The organism is Pseudomonas chlororaphis, from assembly GCA_001023535.1.
Taxonomy (GTDB): Bacteria; Pseudomonadota; Gammaproteobacteria; order Pseudomonadales; family Pseudomonadaceae; genus Aquipseudomonas; species Aquipseudomonas chlororaphis_E.
Genome location: CP011020.1, coordinates 1,549,153 through 1,569,397 on the forward strand (window position 1 = coordinate 1,549,153; position 20,245 = coordinate 1,569,397).

17 protein-coding genes are annotated in these 20,245 nt (G+C 62.2%); 10 read left to right on the forward strand and 7 right to left on the reverse strand.

All coding sequences use genetic code 11. The features are described from left to right. Positions 1-1,251 carry a toxin gene (locus VM99_06690; protein AKJ97760.1) on the reverse strand — a complete coding sequence of 417 codons (1,251 nt, stop codon included), beginning with the start codon at positions 1,249-1,251 and terminating at the stop codon, positions 1-3. Positions 1,252-1,622: 371 nt separating this feature from the next. On the opposite strand from VM99_06690, the gene VM99_06695 reads away from it, so the two are divergent. After that, positions 1,623-2,687: a serine protease gene (locus VM99_06695; protein AKJ97761.1), complete on the forward strand. Its 1,065-nt coding sequence runs from the start codon at positions 1,623-1,625 to the stop codon at positions 2,685-2,687. Between the two features lie 388 nt (positions 2,688-3,075). Here the strand turns inward: VM99_06695 and VM99_06700 are convergent, their stop codons facing one another. The 3 genes from VM99_06700 to VM99_06710 form a co-directional block, all read right to left on the reverse strand. Then, complete coding sequence (locus tag VM99_06700; GenBank protein ID AKJ97762.1) at positions 3,076-4,620, reverse strand: phosphoenolpyruvate carboxykinase [ATP]; 1,545 nt, start codon at positions 4,618-4,620, stop codon at positions 3,076-3,078. A gap of 178 nt (positions 4,621-4,798) precedes the next feature. Continuing rightward, positions 4,799-5,701 (reverse strand): molecular chaperone Hsp33, encoded by a 903-nt coding sequence (locus VM99_06705; protein ID AKJ97763.1) that lies wholly within the window; start codon positions 5,699-5,701, stop codon positions 4,799-4,801. A gap of 322 nt (positions 5,702-6,023) precedes the next feature. Next, entirely contained in the window at positions 6,024-6,428 is a 405-nt protein-coding gene (locus tag VM99_06710; GenBank protein ID AKJ97764.1) for an RNA-binding protein S4, read from the reverse strand. A 226-nt stretch (positions 6,429-6,654) separates the two neighbouring features. On the opposite strand from VM99_06710, the gene VM99_06715 reads away from it, so the two are divergent. Then, complete coding sequence (locus VM99_06715) at positions 6,655-7,137, forward strand: ribosomal protein S6 modification protein (protein AKJ97765.1); 483 nt, start codon at positions 6,655-6,657, stop codon at positions 7,135-7,137. Continuing rightward, positions 7,134-8,039, forward strand: coding sequence for a ribosomal protein S6 modification protein (locus VM99_06720; protein AKJ97766.1), 906 nt, complete (start codon positions 7,134-7,136; stop codon positions 8,037-8,039). The genes VM99_06715 and VM99_06720 overlap by 4 nt, the downstream gene beginning before the upstream one ends. A 132-nt stretch (positions 8,040-8,171) precedes the next feature. Here VM99_06720 and VM99_06725 read toward each other — a convergent pair whose 3' ends face one another. Together VM99_06725 and VM99_06730 are read right to left on the reverse strand one after the other, a co-directional pair. Further along, positions 8,172-9,485, reverse strand: coding sequence for an ATPase (locus tag VM99_06725; protein AKJ97767.1), 1,314 nt, complete (start codon positions 9,483-9,485; stop codon positions 8,172-8,174). 113 nt (positions 9,486-9,598) lie between these two features. After that, positions 9,599-10,339 (reverse strand): chemotaxis protein CheY, encoded by a 741-nt coding sequence (locus VM99_06730; GenBank protein ID AKJ97768.1) that lies wholly within the window; start codon positions 10,337-10,339, stop codon positions 9,599-9,601. Positions 10,340-10,699: 360 nt separating this feature from the next. Between VM99_06730 and VM99_06735 the strand changes: the two genes are divergently transcribed. From VM99_06735 to VM99_06765, 7 genes are all read left to right on the forward strand, one after another. Further along, the gene (locus VM99_06735; GenBank protein AKJ97769.1) at positions 10,700-13,024 is read left to right on the forward strand and encodes a transcription accessory protein; all 2,325 of its coding nucleotides are present in this window, start codon (positions 10,700-10,702) and stop codon (positions 13,022-13,024) included. Next, positions 13,024-13,407, forward strand: coding sequence for a hypothetical protein (locus tag VM99_06740; GenBank protein ID AKJ97770.1), 384 nt, complete (start codon positions 13,024-13,026; stop codon positions 13,405-13,407). Before VM99_06735 ends, VM99_06740 begins: the two co-directional genes overlap by 1 nt. Before the next feature lie 272 nt (positions 13,408-13,679). Continuing rightward, a complete protein-coding gene (locus tag VM99_06745; protein ID AKJ97771.1) occupies positions 13,680-15,263 on the forward strand; it encodes a glutamate--cysteine ligase in 1,584 nt (527 codons plus the stop codon). A gap of 306 nt (positions 15,264-15,569) precedes the next feature. Beyond that, a complete protein-coding gene (gene tauA / locus VM99_06750) occupies positions 15,570-16,547 on the forward strand; it encodes a taurine ABC transporter substrate-binding protein (GenBank protein AKJ97772.1) in 978 nt (325 codons plus the stop codon). A 21-nt stretch (positions 16,548-16,568) separates the two neighbouring features. Then, positions 16,569-17,363, forward strand: coding sequence for a taurine transporter ATP-binding subunit (tauB, locus tag VM99_06755; protein AKJ97773.1), 795 nt, complete (start codon positions 16,569-16,571; stop codon positions 17,361-17,363). Continuing rightward, a complete protein-coding gene (locus tag VM99_06760; protein ID AKJ97774.1) occupies positions 17,360-18,199 on the forward strand; it encodes a taurine ABC transporter permease in 840 nt (279 codons plus the stop codon). The genes tauB and VM99_06760 overlap by 4 nt, the downstream gene beginning before the upstream one ends. A gap of 49 nt (positions 18,200-18,248) precedes the next feature. After that, positions 18,249-19,091, forward strand: a complete 843-nt coding sequence (locus VM99_06765) for a taurine dioxygenase (GenBank protein AKJ97775.1) — start codon at positions 18,249-18,251, stop codon at positions 19,089-19,091. A 59-nt stretch (positions 19,092-19,150) separates the two neighbouring features. Here the strand turns inward: VM99_06765 and VM99_06770 are convergent, their stop codons facing one another. Further along, the gene (locus VM99_06770) at positions 19,151-20,188 is read right to left on the reverse strand and encodes an L-glyceraldehyde 3-phosphate reductase (GenBank protein ID AKJ97776.1); all 1,038 of its coding nucleotides are present in this window, start codon (positions 20,186-20,188) and stop codon (positions 19,151-19,153) included. Positions 20,189-20,245: the final 57 nt, after the last annotated feature.

The window sequence follows — 20,245 nt, forward strand, 5'->3', positions numbered from 1 at the left end:
TCACAAATATTTTTTGATATTACGATCTGGTTTGGGACCATCAATTTGCTCGCCCGTTAAATAATCATAGGCCCCCAAATGACTTCCATCGCTCGCACGGTATGCCTCAAGTTCGCCGTGCATGAAATCCCACTCATAAATTATTCTGCCTTTTTTATCGGCCCACCGCTCTCGAAAGCCGCCGCCTCCCTGGCGAGGAGTCTTCTTTTTAACAACTCTTAAGTCTGGGAACCCTGCAATCTCCGTCACCTTGGGTGCGACATGGTAATCATGCCCTACGTCCGGCAACCCTTTACGCCGAACACTAAAAACTATGTACAGCGGCGAAACCCCGGAATCCGCTGGAAACACAAGAATGAAATCCTTGTACTCCGGTGGATAAATCGGATTGACGATAATGCTGTCCGCCGCAGGAGTCGGTGGAAAGATCCAGATAGGTGGGGCCTGGGGAGCGGCCTCCAAGGCCGGTATTCCCAGCGTCGCCGAAGGATCCTGCGCTGGCGTCCAGATCAATTCGACCCCATCGCCAAAGTCCGCGACATAGAGGTCGCCGCGAACCTGGAAAGTCACCACCGGAATCATTTCCCAGTCGGGCCGCGCCTGGGTGTTGTAGCCATACCCTTTCAACGTCCCGTCGGCTCGGGTTTCGATATGCAAGCGCACACGGGTGCGAGCTTGTTCCAAGGAGCGCAATTGATCTTCGGTGTAGAGTGAGCCGTCACCCAGGCTGGTAGGCGCCAGCAAGCCCACCAGGCCCAGCAGCGTACCCGCCGCCACAGGTGCGGAGATCGCGCCGACAGCGGCACTGGTGCCTGTACCGATTGCGCTCAATGCCGTCCCGCCCAAGGCGAACGTTCCGAAGCTGGCCGGCAACGCACCGGTGATTCTTTTCAGCGGTACGCGTCCCGACTCATCTACCTGGCGCCCACCCAGCAGCGTCACCGTGCCGTACTCTTTCACAAGCTCCGTAGGGATGTAGCCGGTTGGATTGCAGTAGTCGATAACCGCATCGGGCAACTTGCAGGATTTGGTGAATACGCAGCCTCGTATGGCGGGAGCGTGCTCTTGGTGTAGTTGGGCCAGACGCGCCTTCATGTAAGCGTCCTGCCTGCCGAGCATGGCGTCGTGGCGTTGTTGATCGACTTCGCGCTTGGCCAGCTCGGCTGGGGTCATATCCCGCAGCCTCCTATAGCCCCAGTCGCCACCATGGCGCTCCCAGACCTGGGGCTCACCGGGTTTTCCTTTACTCATCGTTCGTCCTTGCCCGGCCGTATCTACCCGGATTTGAAAGGGTGTGACGAACCTTACCGAGCAACCGAGAGAACGCTTAGCAGACGCTTCCTAGACTGTTGTGGGATCGTTCCTCCTTATTGCAATGAACAGCAATTTGACGGCCGTGCTGCCTCAGCCTGCGGGACAAAGCGGCGACTCGAGAATAGGTCGGGGGCAGAAACGCTACTGGAGATACCGCGTGAGGGGCCTTCCGCCTCGCCATGAGGCGTTACAAGTTCGGGCATTTTGATGCTTCGCTCCCGTTCCGTTTGCGCGTTAAGGTCGCCGTCTACATACGTTGCGTCGGGCCAGGAAGCTTGGCGCCCAGAACTCTGTTCAAGGACTGAACCATGCCACATCCATCTACCGCATTACGCGCGCTCATGCTTGCGTCGGCCTCGCTGTTGGCCGGTTGCCTGACCCCTCCCGAACGATCTGGCGCTGAGCCGACCACGTTCGAAACACCGGAATATTTCGCCCAACAAGGCTTGGCAGTGGTAAAGGCCTCGGCTTTATACGCCCGCGGCGGCACCGGCCAGGACGTCGTGGTGGCGCTGGTCGACTCGGGGCTCAACACCCAACTGAAGGAGTTCGAAGGCAGGCTGGCCGACCCCGGGTTCGACTATGTCGAGGGGCGCGCCGGCACGCTTGACCGAGTCGGCCACGGCACGCAAATGGCCGGCATCCTCGCCGCCAACAAGGATGGCCAAGGCATGCATGGCATCGCCTTCAATGCCCGGTTGGTACCCTTTCGTTTCGGCGACGACAACGAGCCGTTTTTCTTCGATAACAACATTGCCCAATCCTGGCAAAGCGGATTCGACAAAGGTGCTCGCCTGTTCAACAACTCCTGGGCCAATGCCATCCCGGCAACCGAAATCACTGAGGCACGCTACAACCAGGTGATGCCCGACGCCTTGGCGGTCGCCCGGAAACTGGTATCCGACGGTGCCGTATTTATCTTCCCGACGGGTAACGAACTCAAGCGTGAGCCCCTTGCCGAACCTGGATTGCCGCGGGCGCTCCCCGAACTGGAGAAGGGTTGGATCGCGGTCGTTGCATTGAAAAACGACGGCAGTGCCATCAATGGAAAATCCAACTATTGCGGCGTTGCAGCCGCCTGGTGCATCGCGGTCCCCGGCGGCGACACAGGCGCAGAGGCCGGGCTGCTCACCGTAGGCAAGGACGGTCGCTACGTGCAAACCGCCGGCACATCGCCGGCCGCCGCCTTAGTCAGTGGCGCGCTCGCGGCGCTACAAAGCCTGTATCCAGCACTCAGCCCGCAACAAGTCCGTGAACACCTCCTGGCGACGGCCAACCGCTCGGGTATCTATGCCAACAGCGAAGCCTATGGCAGAGGGTTGATGGACCTTGAGGCAGCCTCGTTACGCCGGCCTGAACACATGACGGACTGAACAAAAACCTAGCAAACACATTGCACCGAAACCGCCAACGGCAAGACGCCTGCGGCTCGCAAACTTGGAAAAAAGGGAATGACCATGTCGTACAAACTCGCCTTACCCACCACCTTGATCCTGTCCCTGCTACTGGGCGGATGCATGGAAATCCCAGAAGAGCCGCCCATTCTGGCTATCGAAACCCCAGTAGCTGGACCTGCAACATCCTGACAGTCTGATTAACTTTTCCAGGATGCTCGAAAGTCGGTGAAGGCTTTATCGCAGCGGTTTCCTGGGACTGTCCAGGCGCGAGCAGGAAACCATGGCGCCCGCCTTTCACTTCTCGAACAAATCACCCCCATGAAAAAACCGCCCCGAAGGGCGGTTTTTTTACGCTGTCCGAGCCTTACAGCTGCGGGCCAGCGGCCTTGATGGCGTCGCTCACGTCGAACTTCTTGAAGTTCTCGGTGAACAGACCGGCCAGTGCCTTGGCCGCTTCGTCGTAGGCAGCCTTGTCAGCCCAGGTGTTGCGTGGGTTCAGCAAGCCAGTTTCGACGCCTGGAACCGCCAGCGGCACGTCCAGGTTGATGATGTCCAGGTGTTCGGTTTCAGCACCGATCAGCGCGCCGCTCTGGATGGCCGCGATCACCGCACGGGTGGTCGGGATGTTAAAGCGCTTGCCAACGCCGTAGCCACCACCGGTCCAGCCGGTGTTGACCAGGTAGACCTTGGAGCCGAAACCACGGATACGCTTGATCAGCAGTTCAGCGTATTCACCGGCAGGACGCGGGAAGAACGGGGCGCCGAAGCAGGTGGAGAAGGTCGACTTGATGCCGCTGCCCGAACCCATTTCGGTCGAACCCACCAGTGCGGTGTAGCCGGACAGGAAGTGGTAGGCGGCTTGCTCTTCGCTGAGGATCGACACTGGTGGCAGTACGCCGGTCAGGTCGCAGGTCAGGAAGATCACGGCGTTTGGCTCGCCACCGAGGTTCTTCGGTGCGCGTTTTTCGATCAGTTCACGCGGGTAGGCTGCGCGGCTGTTCTGGGTCAGGCTGTCGTCGGCGTAGTCGGCTTTCTTGGTGACCGGGTCCAGGACCACGTTTTCCAGTACGGCGCCGTGCTGGATGGCTTTCCAGATCACCGGCTCGTTCTTCTCGGACAGGTCGATGCACTTGGCATAGCAACCGCCTTCGATATTGAAGACCACGCCCACGCCCCAGCCGTGCTCGTCGTCGCCGATCAGGTAACGGCTTTCGTCGGCGGAAAGGGTGGTCTTGCCAGTGCCCGACAGGCCGAAGAACAGGGTCACATCGCCCTCTTCGCCCATGTTGGCGGCGCAGTGCATCGGCAGCACGTCAGCAGCCGGCAGCAGGAAGTTCTGTACGGAGAACAGGGCTTTTTTCATTTCACCGGCGTAGCGCATGCCGGCGATCAGCACTTTCTTGGCCGCGAAATTGATGATCACGGTGCCATCGGAGTTGGTGCCGTCACGCTCAGGCTCGCAGACAAAGTTTGGCGCGTTGATGATCTGCCACTCATCCTTGCCACCGGCGTTGTACTGCTCGGGGTTGATGAACAGGCAGCGGCCGAACAGGTTGTGCCAGGCGGTCTCGGTGGTCATCTTGACCGGCAGGTAGTGCGCAGGATCGGAACCTACATGCACATGGGAGACAAAACGCTCGCGCTCGCCCAGGTAGGCCTCGACACGGTTCCACAGGGCATCGAACTTGTCGGCCGGGAACTTGCGGTTGATCGGGCCCCAGGCAATGGCGTCCTGGGTGGTTGGCTCTTCAACAATGAAACGGTCGACTGGCGAACGGCCGGTACGATGACCGGTACGAACAACCAGTGCGCCGGTATCGGCAAGCTCGCCTTCACCGCGATTCAGGGCTTCTTTGACCAGTTCATCGACACTCAGATCGGTGTACACGGCGTTATTGGCTTGCGTCATGAGATTCCCCGTCGGCCCGTGGCCGAGTGCTCCAAACGTTTTGTAGTAGGAAGTCGCGCACTACTACCCGAAAAAAGTGGGCCGGATTATGCCAGAAATGCCCAAAAAGAGTAGGGCCCTCCCGTCAGTACGGCGTAAATCCGGCGTTTGCCAGGAGATTTACCTGCGCTGAACCGTTTTAGTGACGAGTATCTGACGGTGTGTCGACACCCGCACCGGCGAACAATTGAGCAATGTCCGCCGCGTCGAACAGGTAGCGCTCGTTGCAGAACTGGCAATCGATTTCGATGGCGCCACCGTGCTCGATCACCAACTGCTGCGCATCTTCCAGACCCAGACTGACCAGCGCATTGCCGGAACGTTCACGGGAGCAACTGCATTGGAAGCGCAACGGCTGGCCGTCGAACAGGCGCACGGCCTCTTCGTGGTAAAGGCGATGAAGCACGGTTTCGTTGTCCAGGCCGAGCAGTTCATCGGCGCTCAAGGTGCTGGCCAGCGCGGTGATGTGCTGCCAGCTGGCGTCGCGTTCCTCGGGGTCACGAATGCGGTCGGCAGGCAATTGTTGCAGCAGCAGGCCGCGGGCACGCCGCCCGTCGGCGTACAACCAGAAACGGGTGTTGGTCTGCTGGGACATGACGAAGTAGTTGGTGAAGCATTCGGCCAGGGTCGCGCCGTCGAGATCGACAATACCTTGGTAGCGCTTGCCCTGGGTCGGATCGACCGTGAGGGCCAGCACGCCATTGGGCATCAGGTCGGCCAGGGTCGCGTCGGGCGCGATCTGCTCGGCGTCATAGCGCGCCAGGCCGCGGATCTCGCGTTCACTGGAACACTCGATCATCAGCAGCGGCACAGGGCCTTCGGAACGGGCCTGGAGAATCAGCAGGCCATCGAACTTCAGGGTGCCGACCAGCAACGCCGCCGCTGCCATCAGTTCGCCGAGCAGTTGCGCGACCGGCTCTGGATAGGGGTGCTTGGCAAGGACTTCGGCGTAGCTACGCTCCAACGCCACCAGCTCGCCGCGGGCGTCGCTGTCATCGAAGATGAAACGTTGGGTGTAATCGGTGTCCGGTAAATCAGTCATAGAGTCTGGTATCTGAGGTGATGACAATGGATGACAGGCATTTTATGGGCAATCAGGGTGGGTTCCAAGCAAGGTGAGGACCTGGCTGACGGGAAGAGGTCGGCGCAATCGCTGATAAGCATCGTGGCGAGGAAGCTTGCTCCCGCTCCTGTGGCGAGGGGATTTATCCCCGCTGGGCTGCGTAGCAGCCCCAAAAATGGAACAAGCGCAAACAGGCAAACAGACGAAAAATGTAACGGACTGCTGCGCAGTCCAACGGGGATAAATCCCCTCGCCACAATCTGCACTCCATTCGCATCACTGATTGGCACCCCACCAGTGCTTACTCGCTATTGTCGCCCCGAAACTTGAACAGGTCCCGACGCTGCTTCTTGCTTGGCTTGCCATCGGTGCTGACACCCAGGGCCCCCGCCTTGCGTTGCGCAGCCGCGGCTTCGCGCTTGGCGATGCTCGCTTCGGTTTCGTGATACAGCGCCTGGGCCTCCGGTGCCCCGCGACGCACGATCGACAGGGCTTCGACCACCACGGTTTTCTCATCGAACCCGGTGCGGATGACAAATTCATCGCCGACACGCGGTTCCTTGCCCGGCTTGCAACGCTCCCCGCGGTGATGGACCTTTCCGCTTTCGATGGCGGCCTTGGCGAGCGCGCGCGTCTTGTAGAAACGCGCCGCCCACAACCATTTATCGAGACGGACCTTGTCGTCCTCTTCCTTTTTTTGTGCCACTGCAATTCCTCTCCACTGCCAATGGTCAGAACTGTACTACCGTTTTTGACGGGCGCACGAATCCGGCCCGACGGATAGAATGCTGCCAGACCGCTCCATCGGACGGGATGTATAAATCGGTGAGCGCGCAGGCGGGTAGATAACTGTCGCCATTTTGTGATTATTCTGCGTGAATACCGCGATTCGCGGAGTCCACGATTCGATGTACTGACCGCAGGTTGTTTTATTGAAGACTTTTGACCATTTGACCGTCGTCGGTCTGCGCGAGTGGGTCGCGCTCCCGGATCTGGGAGTCGCGGGCCTTCGGGCAAAAATCGACACCGGTGCCAGCACCTCCAGCCTGCACGCCACGGACATCGAACCGTTCGAGCGCGATGGCGAGAAGTGGGTGCGTTTCACCGCACACCTCGGCACGGTGGTGCAGTTGCGCCATCGCCGCTGCGAAGCCCCGCTGGTGGCGCGCAAGACCATCAAGAGTTCCAACGGCCACGCCCAGGTCCGCTACGTGATCAGCACCACGTTGGCGCTGGGTGATCGGGTCTGGCGGGTCGAGTTCACCCTGGCCTGCCGCAAATCCATGCGCTATCGCCTGCTGCTGGGTTCCAAAGCCTTGATCGACGGCCAGTTGGTGGTCAATCCAGGTACCAAATACGTTCAAGACAAGCCGGCATTCCCGGTGTCCACTACCTCTGCCACAGGTGTTGCATGAAGATCGCTGTGCTGTCGCGTAATCCGCGTCTGTATTCCACTCGCCGCCTGGTTGAAGCCGGCACCGAACGTGGCCATGAAATGGTGGTGATCGACACCCTGCGCGCCTACATGAACATCGCCAGCCACAAGCCGCAGATCCATTACCGCGGCAAGCCGCTGGAAGGCTTCGATGCGGTGATCCCGCGCATCGGTGCCTCGGTGACCTTCTATGGCTGCGCGGTGTTGCGCCAGTTCGAAATGATGGGGGTGTATCCCCTGAATGAATCGGTGGCCATCGCCCGGTCCCGGGACAAATTGCGCTCGCTGCAACTACTGTCGCGGCGCGGTATCGGCTTGCCGGTGACCGGCTTTGCACACTCCCCCGATGACATTCCCGACCTGATCGCGATGGTCAACGGTGCGCCGCTGGTGATCAAGGTGCTGGAAGGCACCCAGGGCATCGGCGTGGTGCTGTGTGAAACCGCGACGGCGGCGGAGTCGGTGATCGAGGCATTCATGGGCCTGAAGCAGAACATCATGGTGCAGGAGTACATCAAGGAAGCCGGCGGCGCGGACATCCGCTGCTTCGTGGTCGGCGACAAGGTGATCGCCTCGATGAAGCGCCAGGCCAGGCCCGGGGAGTTCCGCTCCAACCTGCATCGCGGCGGCAGCGCGAGCCTGATCAAGATCACCCCGGAAGAACGCATGACCGCCCTGCGCGCCGCCAAGGTCATGGGCCTGGCTGTCGCGGGCGTGGACATCCTGCGCTCCAATCACGGGCCGCTGGTGATGGAGGTCAATTCCTCGCCGGGCCTGGAAGGGATCGAGACGACCACGGGCAAGAACGTGGCCGGCATCATCATCGAGCATCTGGAAAAGAATGGCGGGCCGAACATGACCCGCACCAAGGGCAAGGGTTAACTCAACACAAAACCCTGTGGGAGCGAGCTTGCTCGCGATGGCGTCGGCTCAGCCACGTTGATGTTGACTGAAACACCGTCATCGCGAGCAAGCTCGCTCCCACAAGCTATCTGTCTTACTTGAGAGAGATGGCTATACCGCATCCCGAGGCAGCATCAAGCCCAACGGCAAGCGCACCCGTGCTTCCAACCCACCGCCGGCGCGATTGCGCAGCTCGACGTTGCCGCCATGCATCGAGGCGATACGCTTGACGATGGCCAGGCCCAGGCCCGTGCCCTTGCCACCGCGGGCGCGGTCACCACGGGTGAAGGGGTTGAAAATGGCTTCCAACTCCGACGGATCGATGCCGGCGCCACGGTCCATGACGCTCAGCACCACGTAAGGCGCATTGGTGTCGCCAGAGACATACGCCGCCACTTCGACGCCGGTGCCGGCATGGTTCAGGGCATTGCCGATCAGGTTGTTCAGCAGCCGCTTCATCGATACCCGGCGCAGCGGGAACGGCTGGATCGGCTCCAGGCGCAGATGCACCTTCTCATCGGCCTGGTTATAGGGAGCGGCGACTTCGCGCACCAGCTCGGTCAGGTCCACCTCTTCCACCGACTCGTCCCGACCGTCGCGAATGAACGCCAGGAACTGGTCGAGAATCGCGTCCATGTCCTCGATGTCGCGGACCATTTCATCGGTCAGGTCGGTGTGCTCGCCCATCAGCTCCAGGGACAGCCGCAGCCGGGTCAACGGCGTGCGCAGGTCGTGGGAGACGCCGGCGAGCATCAGTTCGCGCTCGCGCCCGGCCTGCTCGACATCCTCGGCCATCTGGTTGAACGCCCGGTAGACCTCGGTCATTTCGCTGGGCGTGTCGCTGATGGGCAGTCGTACGCTGCGACCCTGGCCCAGTTGGCGCGCCGCGTAGACCAGGCGCTTCAACGGCTGGTTGAGCTGGCTGACGAAAATCCAGGCCGAGGCCGTCGACAGCAGGCCGATGGCCAGGAACCAGCCAAGAACGTTCCAGATCTTCTGGCCGCGTAGCGGATGCGGGTACAGCGGCACTTTCAGCCAGCCATCCCCCAGGCTCGGAGCGCGCACCCACAGCGCCGGAGGCGAGTGCATGCGCAAGCGGACCTCGGTATCGGCGCCCAGCTCAGCCTGCATCTGGCGCTGGTAGATCTCGCTGTAGGGCCAATGCTGTTCGCCCTCCGGCACACCGGCACCGACGACACGGATCAGCGTCGCCGCTTCAGCGATCTTGGTTCGATTGGTCTCGTCCGCCGCCCAATAGGCCCGCAGGGTCAAGGCCACGCCGTGACTGTACTGCCGGTCCACCAGAACGTCTTCGTTCATCAACAGGTACACCAGCGTCAGCGCCTTGGAGAAGAGCACGACGATGAGCACCAGCCAGAGGGTGCGGGAAAAGAAACTCTGGGGGAACCAAACGGGGGTTTTCATGAATAACCGCTACACACTTGCAGGAGCGAGCGATGCTCGCACAATGACGGACCGCGAGTCGCCTGGAAGAATACATTCAACCCGCCAGGCCACCCGCTCCTACAAATCGCCGATCACTTGCTGGCGGCACCATCCGGCACGAAGACATAACCCACACCCCAGACGGTCTGGATGTAACGCGGCTTGGAAGGGTCGGGCTCGATCATCCGGCGCAGACGGGAAATCTGCACGTCGATGGAACGCTCCAGCGCGTCCCATTCACGGCCACGGGCCAGGTTCATCAGCTTGTCGCGGGTCAGCGGTTGGCGGGCATTCATCACCAGCGCCTTGAGCACGGCGAACTCGCCGGTGGTGAGCATGTGGACTTCTTCGCCGCGCTTGAGCTCGCGCGTGGCCAGGGACAGCTCGTAGTCCCCGAAGGTCACGCTCTCGTCTTCGCTGCCCGGCGCGCCTGGCACTGGCGCCGATTGGCGGCGCAGCACGGCCTTGACGCGGGCCATCAGCTCGTCCGGGTTGAACGGCTTGGCCAGGTAGTCGTCGGCACCCAGTTCGAGCCCCTTGATGCGGCTCAGCTCGTCGCCCTTGGCGGTGAGCATGATGATCGGGATCTGGTTGTTGGCGCTGCGCAGACGGCGGCAAGCGGTCAGGCCATCCTCGCCGGGCAGCATCAGGTCCAGCACCACCAGGTTGAACACTTCGCGGGCCAGCAGGCGGTCCATCTGCTCGGTGTTGGGTACGGTGCGGGCGCGGTAGCCCTTGCTGACGAAAAAGCGCTCCAGCAGGCTGCTCAGCCCGGGATCGTCGTCAACAATCAGAATTTTTTCGCCTTCAGCAGTTTGTGCGGTGCTGCTCATAGGAAGCTCCTTTGATCTCGGCGCGCATTATGGCCTAGCTGCCGTTATACGCACCCGTGTGCATTGTTAGCAGATTTTTCCTCTGCCTACAGAAATTCGGGCAACAAGCCTACAGACCATGACGCACCCCCAAGCCTGGAACGCTGGTTATAATGCGCGGCCCTTTTGTGCCAGGACAGGCCGGATCATGGCCCCGGCGACTCATTTTTTCCCTGGCTCAGGCAGCACTTTTTGAATTTCGCGGGTCAACAGGCAGCCTTTTGACCCAGGCAGCGGCGCGCACCCGCCCGCTCAACCAGTCTCGCCAAGCCCGACCTCTGTGGTGGCGAGCCTGATTTCACACATTTGTCAGGTGGTTTTATGGACAGCATCAACAGCCGCATCGCCGAGGAACTCGGCGTCCGCCCGCAACAGGTCGAAGCGGCCGTCGCGCTACTCGATGAGGGCTCCACGGTGCCTTTCATCGCCCGTTACCGAAAAGAAGTCACCGGCAGCCTCGATGACACCCAGTTACGTCATCTGGAAGAGCGCCTGCGCTACCTGCGCGAACTCGACGAGCGGCGCGTCAGCATCCTGGCCAGCATCCAGGAACAAGGCAAGCTGACCCCGCAGCTCGAACGCGACATCAAGCTGGCCGACACCAAGACCCGCCTCGAAGACTTGTACCTGCCCTACAAGCAGAAGCGCCGCACCAAGGGCCAGATCGCCCTGGAAGCCGGCCTCGGCGAGCTGGCCGATGGCCTGTTCAACGACCCGACCCTGGCGCCGGAAACCGAAGCGGCGCGTTTCGTCAACGCCGAAAAAGGCGTGGCCGACGTCAAGGCCGCGCTGGAAGGCGCGAAGTACATCCTCATGGAGCGCTTCGCCGAAGACGCCAACCTGCTGGAAAAACTGCGCAACTTCCTCAAGCAGGAAGCCATCCTCAGCGCCCGCGTGATCGCCGGCAAGGAAGAGGAAGGCGCGAAGTTCCGCGATTACTTCGAACACGACGAGCCTCTCAAGAGCGTGCCTTCGCACCGTGCCCTGGCGATTTTCCGAGGCCGCAACGAAGGTATCCTCAGCTCCGCGCTGAAAGTCAGCGATGAGCTGCCCGGCACCATGCACCCGTGCGAAGGCATGATCGGCCAGCAGTTCGGCATCCAGAACCAGAACCGCGCCGCCGACAAATGGCTGGCCGAAGTGGTGCGCTGGACCTGGAAGGTCAAGCTCTACACCCACCTGGAAACCGACCTGCTGGGTGAACTGCGCGACAACGCCGAAACCGAGGCGATCAACGTATTCGCCCACAACCTGCACGACCTGCTGCTGGCCGCCCCGGCCGGCCCGCGCGCCACCCTGGGCCTGGACCCGGGCCTGCGCACCGGTTGCAAGGTGGCCGTGGTGGACTCCACCGGCAAGCTGCTGGACCACACCACCGTCTACCCCCACGTGCCACACAACAAGTGGGACCAGACCCTGGCCGTGCTGGCCGCGCTGTGTGCCAAGCATTCGGTGGACTTGATCGCCATCGGCAACGGCACCGCCAGCCGCGAGACCGACAAGCTGGCCGCCGAACTGATCAAGAAGTACCCGGCGATGAAAATGACCAAGGTCATGGTCTCCGAGGCTGGCGCATCGGTTTACTCGGCATCGGAGCTGGCCTCCAAGGAATTCCCCGACCTGGACGTGTCGATCCGTGGCGCGGTGTCCATTGCCCGGCGCCTGCAGGACCCGCTGGCGGAACTGGTGAAGATCGATCCGAAATCCATCGGTGTCGGCCAGTACCAGCACGACGTGTCCCAGCTGAAACTGGCCCGCGGCCTGGACGCCGTGGTGGAAGACTGCGTGAACGCCGTGGGCGTGGACGTGAACACCGCGTCGGTGGCGCTGTTGGCACGTATCTCGGGGCTCAACGCGACCCTGGCGCAGAACATCGTTACCCACCGCGACGAGCACGGCGCCTTCAAGACCCGCGCGGCATTGAAGAAAGTCCCACGCCTGGGTGAAAAAACCTTCGAACAGGCCGCCGGCTTCCTGCGCGTCATGAACGGTGACAATCCGCTGGACTCGTCCGCGGTTCACCCCGAGGCCTATCCACTGGTGCAGCGGATCGCCGCGCAGACCGACCGCGACATCCGCTCGCTGATCGGCGACGCCGCGTTCCTCAAGCGCCTGGATCCAAAGAAGTTCACCGACGAGACCTTCGGCCTGCCCACCGTGACCGACATCCTCCAGGAACTGGAGAAACCCGGCCGCGACCCACGTCCTGAATTCAAGACCGCCGAGTTCCAGGAAGGCGTCGAAGACCTCAAGGACCTGCAACCGGGCATGATCCTCGAAGGCGTGGTGACCAACGTCACCAACTTCGGCGCCTTCGTCGACATCGGCGTGCACCAGGACGGCCTGGTGCACATCTCGGCCCTGTCCGAGAAGTTCATCAAGGACCCGCGCGAGGCCGTGAAAGCCGGTGACGTGGTAAAAGTAAAAGTCATGGAAGTCGACATCCCGCGCAAACGCGTCGGCCTGTCGATGCGCATGAGCGACACCCCGGGCGAGAAAATCGATGGGGCCCGTGGCGCGCGTCCGGGCTCGGCGCCGCGCCAGTCGCAGAACACCGCACCGCGCAAGGAAACCGCCACGGCCGCCCCGGCGAACAACGCCATGGCCTCGCTGTTCGCCAACGCCAAGCAATTGAAGAAACGCTGATGGACGTGCCGGCCGGGTTGGTGGAAAGCGGGTTTTTCAAACTGCTCGGCTGCCGTCTGCACAGCCTCGGGGACGGCGTGTCGCAGGTCGCCCTGAACCTTGAGCCGCCGTTGCGCAATCGCGGCGGCAAACTGCACGGCGGCGCGCTGTTCAGCCTGGTGGACATTGCCATGGGCCTGGCCTGTTCCAGTGTTCACGGCTTTGACCAGCAGAGCGCGACCATCGAGTGCAAGATCAACTACATTCGCGCCGTCTCCGACGGCGAAGTGATGTGCACCGCCCGGGTCATCCATCCAGGGCGACGCACCCTGGTGGTCGAAGCCGAGGTTACCCAGGGCGACAAGTTGGTCGCAAAAGCGCAAGGCACCTTCGCTGTGCTATAGCTCCCTGTCATCGATTTGGGTTAATTTCGGCGCTGCAAATGCGGCGACGAAATCCCCTTGTGGGAGCGAGCTTGCTCGCGATAGCGACGGATCAGTCACCTGAGTGTTGACTGACACTGCCCTATCGCGAGCAAGCTCGCTCCCACAGGACATTGCGGTGATCAGTCCATGACAGCATAAAAACCAGGCGAAAACGCCAGTTTTAACTTCACCCTTGTAGACCGTCTTGCCCACCCCCATATTGGGGCGACTGACGCGTGAAGGAATTCAACTTGAGCGACCTTTTAAACCGCCGCCTGGCCCTGCTCGGCGAGCGCGCCAACCTCTCCCTGCTCGAACAGTGCCTGCATGGCATCGAGCGTGAATGCCTGCGCGTCACGGAGAACGGGCACCTGGCCCAAACCCCGCATCCCGAGGCGTTGGGGTCGGCGCTGACCAACGAACAGATCACCACCGACTATTCCGAGTCGCTGCTGGAGTTCATCACCCCGGCATTGGCCAACCCGGCCGACACCCTGGCCAGCCTCGACAAGATCCACCGGTTCGCCTACAGCAAGCTCGGCGACGAGTACCTGTGGAGCCCTTCGATGCCGTGCCCGTTGCCGGCGGAAGAGGACATCCCGATCGCCTACTACGGCACCTCGAATATCGGTCGGCTCAAGTACGTCTACCGCAAGGGCCTGGCCCTGCGCTACGGCAAGACCATGCAATGCATTGCCGGGATCCATTACAACTTTTCCCTGCCGGAAAAACTCTGGCCGCTGCTGCGGCAGACCGAAGCCGCCGACGTGAGCGACCGCGACTTCCAGTCCTCGGCCTACATCGCGCTGATCCGTAACTTCCGCCGCTACAGTTGGTTGCTGATGTACCTGTTCGGCGCCTCGCCGGCCCTGGACGCAGGCTTCCTGCGCGGCCGCCCGCATCAGTTGGAACAACTGGACCCGAACACCCTGTACCTGCCCTACGCCACCAGCCTGCGCATGAGTGATCTGGGTTACCAGAGCAACGCCCAGGCCGGCCTCACGCCGTGTTACAACGACCTGGCAAGCTATACCGACAGCCTGCGCAAAGCGGTGGCGACCCCCTACGCGCCCTACGTCGAAGTCGGCACCCACCAGAACGGCGAATGGGTGCAACTCAACACCAACATCCTGCAGATCGAAAACGAGTACTACTCCAACATCCGCCCCAAACGCGTGACCTACACCGGCGAGCGCCCGATCCAGGCATTGATGGCGCGGGGTATCCAGTACATCGAAGTGCGCTGCCTGGACATCAACCCCTTCCTGCCGATGGGCATCGACCTCACCGAAGCGCGGTTCCTCGATGCATTCCTGCTGTATTGCGGCCTCAATGACAGCCCGCAACTGGAAAACAACGAATGCGGCAACGCCACGAGCAACTTCCTGACCGTGGTCAAGGAAGGCCGCAAGCCAGGCCTGCAGTTGCAGCGCCGGGGCCAATCGGTGGACATGCAGGCCTGGGCCATGGAGCTGCTGGAAAAAATCGCTCCACTGGCCGCGCTGCTTGACCAGAGCCAGGGAGGCGACGCGCATCGCCAGGCACTGGACGCGCAACGGGCGAAAGTCCGTGATCCATCCTTGACCCCTTCAGCCCGGGTGCTGGCCGCCATGGCCGAACATCAGGAAAGCTTCGCCGAGTTCTCCCTGCGCCAAAGCAAGGCTCACGCTCAATACTTCCGTGCCGAGCCTTTGCCTGCCCAGGAACAGGCCGCCTTCGAAACGGCCGCGCGCGAGTCCCTGGTCCAGCAAGCCGATCTGGAGCAGAACGAAGTGGGGGATTTCGACGTGTTCGTGGGCGCCTATCAGGCGAGTATTCTGGCGATCAGCAACTGATCACATCCTGATCATTCCCACCCTTAATCTGGGAATGATGTTGTGGCGAGGGGATTTATCCCCGTTGGGCTGCGAAGCAGCCCTGTGCCTGTTCAGCTGATTTCGCAGCCAGTCATCTGTTAGGGTCGCTTCGCAACCCAACGGGGAGAAATCCCCTCGCCACAAGGCGCAGGGTGCCACCAGCTACCCAGTGAGCAAAAAATTTCGCTGATAAGCTCATGCGAAAAAGTTATTTATTTTTGAATTCTTAGATCATTTAGTCTCCTCCCACGCCACACATCCGGCGGCCTGTTGAGGAGCTTTCCCATGACTTTGCGTGTTTCCCTTCGCCTTCTCGCGGCCGCCACGCTGGCCGCGACCAGCCTGTTTGCCCAGGCAGCCGACCTGACCGTCGCCTACCAGACCACTGTCGATCCGGCCAAGGTGGCCCAGGCTGACGGCGCTTATGAAAAAGCCACCCAGGCCAGTATCGCCTGGCGCAAATTCGACAACGGCGCCGATGTCATCACCGCCATCGCCTCGGGCGACGTGCAGATCGGTTACCTCGGCTCCAGCCCGCTGACCGCCGCCATCACCCGCAAGGTGCCGGTGGAAACGTTCCTCATCGCCACGCAGATCGGTGCCGCCGAGGCGCTGGTGGCCCGCGACGGCTCCGGCATCAAGACCCCACAAGACCTGATCGGCAAGAAAATCGCCGTGCCGTTCGTTTCCACCGGCCATTACAGCCTGTTGGCCGCGTTGAAGCACTGGAACATCGACCCGTCGAAAGTCACCGTACTCAACCTGGCGCCGCCAGCCATTATCGCCGCCTGGAAACGCGGCGACATCGACGCCACCTACGTCTGGGACCCGGCCCTGGGCGTGGCCAAGGAAAACGGCAAGGTGCTGATCACCTCCGCGGAGCTCGCCCAGTTCGGCGCGCCGACCTTCGACGCCTGGATCGTGCGCAAGGATTTCGCCCAGAAGCACCCTGAAATCGTCACGGCCTTCGCCAAGGTCACCCTAGATGCCTACGCCCAGTACCGCAAGGACCCACAAGCCTGGATCGCCGACGCCTCCAACATCGACAAGCTGGTAAAACTCTCCGGCGCCAAGGCCAGCGATATCCCGCTGTTGCTGCAAGGCAACGTCTTTCCCCTGGCCGCCGACCAGGTCGTGAGCCTCGGCGCGCCGACCACCCGAGCCATCACCGACACCGCCGCGTTCCTCAAGGAGCAAGGCAAGGTCGACGCCGTGCTGCCGGACTACGCGCCTTACGTCAGCGCCGAGTACATCACTCGCTGAAGAACCTTGGGAGACCCCGCGATGGCCTTGCTACAGCTGGAGCGCATCAGCGCACAGTACCCCGGCGCGCCGGCGCCCGTGCTGGCGGATATTTCACTGACCCTGGGGCCACGGCAATTGCTGGTTGCCCTCGGTCCGTCCGGCAGCGGCAAGACCTCGCTGCTTAACCTGATCGCCGGGTTCGTCGAGCCCAGTGCCGGGCAGATCACCCTGGACGGCGTGCCGGTCCTGGGGCCGGGTGCCGAGCGCGGCGTGGTGTTCCAGGACGACGCCCTGCTGCCCTGGCAGGATGTGCTGGCGAACGTCGGCTTCGGCCTGGAACTGGCGGGCGTCCCCAAGGACAAGCGCGAAGCCCGTGCCCGGGAAATGCTGGCCCTGGTGGACCTGGCCGGTTTCGAGAAACGCCGCGTCTGGCAGCTCTCCGGTGGCCAGAAGCAGCGTATCGGCCTGGCCCGGGCACTGGCGGCCGATCCACGCGTACTGCTGATGGACGAACCCTTCGGTGCGCTGGACGCCTTCACCCGCGAACAGATGCAGGAGCTGCTGCTGCAAGTCTGGCAACGCACTGCCAAGCCCGTGTTCCTGATCACCCACGATATCGAGGAGGCGGTGTTCCTCGCCACCGACCTGATTCTGTTGGCGCCCGACCCCGGCCAGGTCGTCGAACGCCTCAGCCTGGACTTCGGCCGGCGCTACGGGGCCGGGGAGTCGGCACGGTCGATCAAGTCCGACCCGCGTTTTATCGAAACCCGCGAGCATGTGCTTGCCAGGGTGTTCTCTCAGCGCAGCGCCACTCGAACACAGGAGCGCCCATGAGCAGTTATGAAGTGCCGGCGGCGATCCGTACGCCTGAAGCCAGGCGCCCGGCGATCGCCCCTAAGTTCAACCTGAGTATCCGATGGATCAGCGGCTTGACCCTGGTCGTGTTGCTCGCCGCCTGGTGGGCCATTACCGCCAGCGGCCTGATCGAGCCGTTGTTCCTGCCCTCGCCGTCCGCAGTGCTGCAAAAAGGCTGGCTGCTGGCAACCAGTGGCTACATGGACGCGACCCTTTGGCAGCACCTGGGCGCCAGCCTCGGACGAATCGGCCTGGGCCTGTTGTTCGCGGTGTTGACGGCCGTGCCGGTGGGCATTGCCATCGGTGCCAACCGCGTTGCCCGTGGCGTGCTGGACCCGTTGATCGAGTTCTACCGGCCGATCCCGCCGTTGGCCTATCTGCCGCTGATCGTGATCTGGTGTGGCATCGGCGAGTTGTCGAAAGTGCTGCTGATCTACCTGGCCATCTTCGCCCCGATTGCCATCGCCACGGCCACCGGCGTGCGCACCGTCGACCCGGCCAAACTGCGGGCCGCACAGTCGCTGGGGGCCACGCGGGCCCAGTTGATTCGTCATGTCATCGTGCCCAGTGCCCTGCCGGACATCCTCACCGGTATTCGTATCGGCCTGGGCGTGGGTTGGTCGACGCTGGTGGCTGCCGAACTGATCGCCGCCACCAGCGGCCTGGGGTTCATGGTGCAGTCGGCGGCCCAGTTTCTGGTGACCGACGTCGTGGTGCTGGGGATCCTGGTCATCGCCCTGATCGCCTTCGCCATGGAGCTGAGCCTGCGCGCCCTGCAACGCAAACTGGTGCCATGGCACGGCCAGGCCCGCTGAAACCAACGACCACGCCGACCCTTCGGCGCCCGAATTCGAGAATCTACCGATGAGCCGTCCGACCATTACTCCCTTGAGCATCGCCCTCGGCGCGCAGATTGACGGGATCGATATCAGCCAGCCATTGACCCCGGAACACCGCGAGCTCATCGAGCAGGCCCTGCTGGAGCATCAGGTGCTGTTTTTCCGCGACCAGCCGATCGAGCCGCAACAACAGGCGCGTTTCGCCGCGTATTTTGGCGACCTGCATATTCATCCGATCTACCCCAACGTGCCGGAGCAACCCGAGGTGCTGGTGCTCGACACGGCCGTCACCGATGTTCGCGACAACGCCGTGTGGCACACCGACGTGACCTTCCTGCCAACGCCGGCCCTGGGCGCGGTGCTCAGCGCCAAGTCCTTGCCGGCGTTCGGTGGTGACACATTGTGGGCCAGCGGCATCGCGGCTTACGAGGCCTTGTCGACGCCCATCAAACGCCTACTGGAAGGCCTGACCGCAACCCACGATTTCACGCGTTCCTTCCCCTTGGAGCGCTTCGGCAACACCGCCGAAGACCTGGCGCGCTGGGAACAGGCACGCCGGAAAAACCCGCCGCTGTCTCATCCGGTGATCCGCACCCATCCGGTGAGCGGGCGGCGCTCGCTGTTCGTCAATGAAGGTTTCACCACCCGCATCAACGAGCTGTCGGAAACCGAAAGCGAGGTGATCCTGAAATTGCTGTTCGCCCACGCGACCCGCCCCGAGTTCACCGTGCGCTGGCGCTGGCAGGCCAATGACGTGGCGTTCTGGGACAACCGCGTGACCCAGCATTTCGCCGTAGACGACTACCGCCCTGCGCGGCGGGTGATGCACCGGGCAACGGTGCTGGGGGACGTACCGTTCTTCAAGTAAGGTCACCCGTGACTAGGGCGCCAGCGCCCTAGCCACGGGTATTGCGTAACCGCTAGGCGTTACTCCGCCGTCGACGGTTTCTCCCAGAGATTGATCCCGCCCTCCAGGGCAAACTGGTCGATTTGTGCCAGTTCCTCGGCACTGAACGCCAGGTTCTTCAACGCTCCGACGTTCTCGATGATCTGCTCGGGACGGCTGGCGCCGATCAGGGCGGAGGTGACCCGCGGATCACGCAGGGTCCAGGCCAAGGCCATCTGGGCCAGGCTCTGACCCCGCTGCTGGGCGATCTCATTGAGGGCGCGCACGTGGGCGATGTTCTGCGGCGACAAGTGCGAAGCCTGCAACGAACCGCCGCCGGGACGGTTGACCCGCGCATCGGCCGGGATGCCCTTGAGGTACTTGTCGGTCAACAGGCCCTGGGCCAGCGGCGTAAACGCGATCACGCCCGTCCCCAGTGCCTCGGTGGCGTCCAGCAGGTCTTTTTCCACCCAGCGGTTAAGCAGGTTGTAGGCCGGTTGGTGGATCAGCAACGGCACCTTCCACTCCTTGAGCAACGCCGCCATTTCCCGGGTCTTCACTCCGGAATACGAAGAAATGCCGACGTACAACGCCTTGCCCTGCGTCACCGCGGTGGCCAATGCGCTGGCGGTCTCTTCCAGGGGCGTATCGGCGTCGAAACGGTGGGAATAAAAGATGTCGACGTAGTCCAGCCCCAGGCGTTGCAGGCTCTGGTCCAGGCTGGCCAGCACATATTTGCGCGACCCACCGCCCTGGCCATACGGGCCGGGCCACATGTCCCAGCCGGCCTTGCTGGAGATGATCAACTCGTCGCGATAGTGCTTGAAGTCTTCACGTAACAACCGGCCAAAGTTGATCTCGGCACTGCCGTAAGGAGGGCCATAGTTGTTCGCCAGGTCGAAGTGGTTGATGCCCAGGTCGAACGCCGTGCGCAGCAGCGAGCGCTGGGTGTCGATCGGCGTACTGTCGCCAAAGTTGTGCCACAACCCCAGCGACAGCGCCGGCAGCACCAACCCGCTGCGACCGACGCGGCGGTAGGGAATGGACTCGTAGCGGTTTTCGGCAGCGGTGTAGGTCATGGAAAGCTCTCTTGTGCGAACGGCGGGTGCGGATGGCGAAGCTGACACTTCACAGAC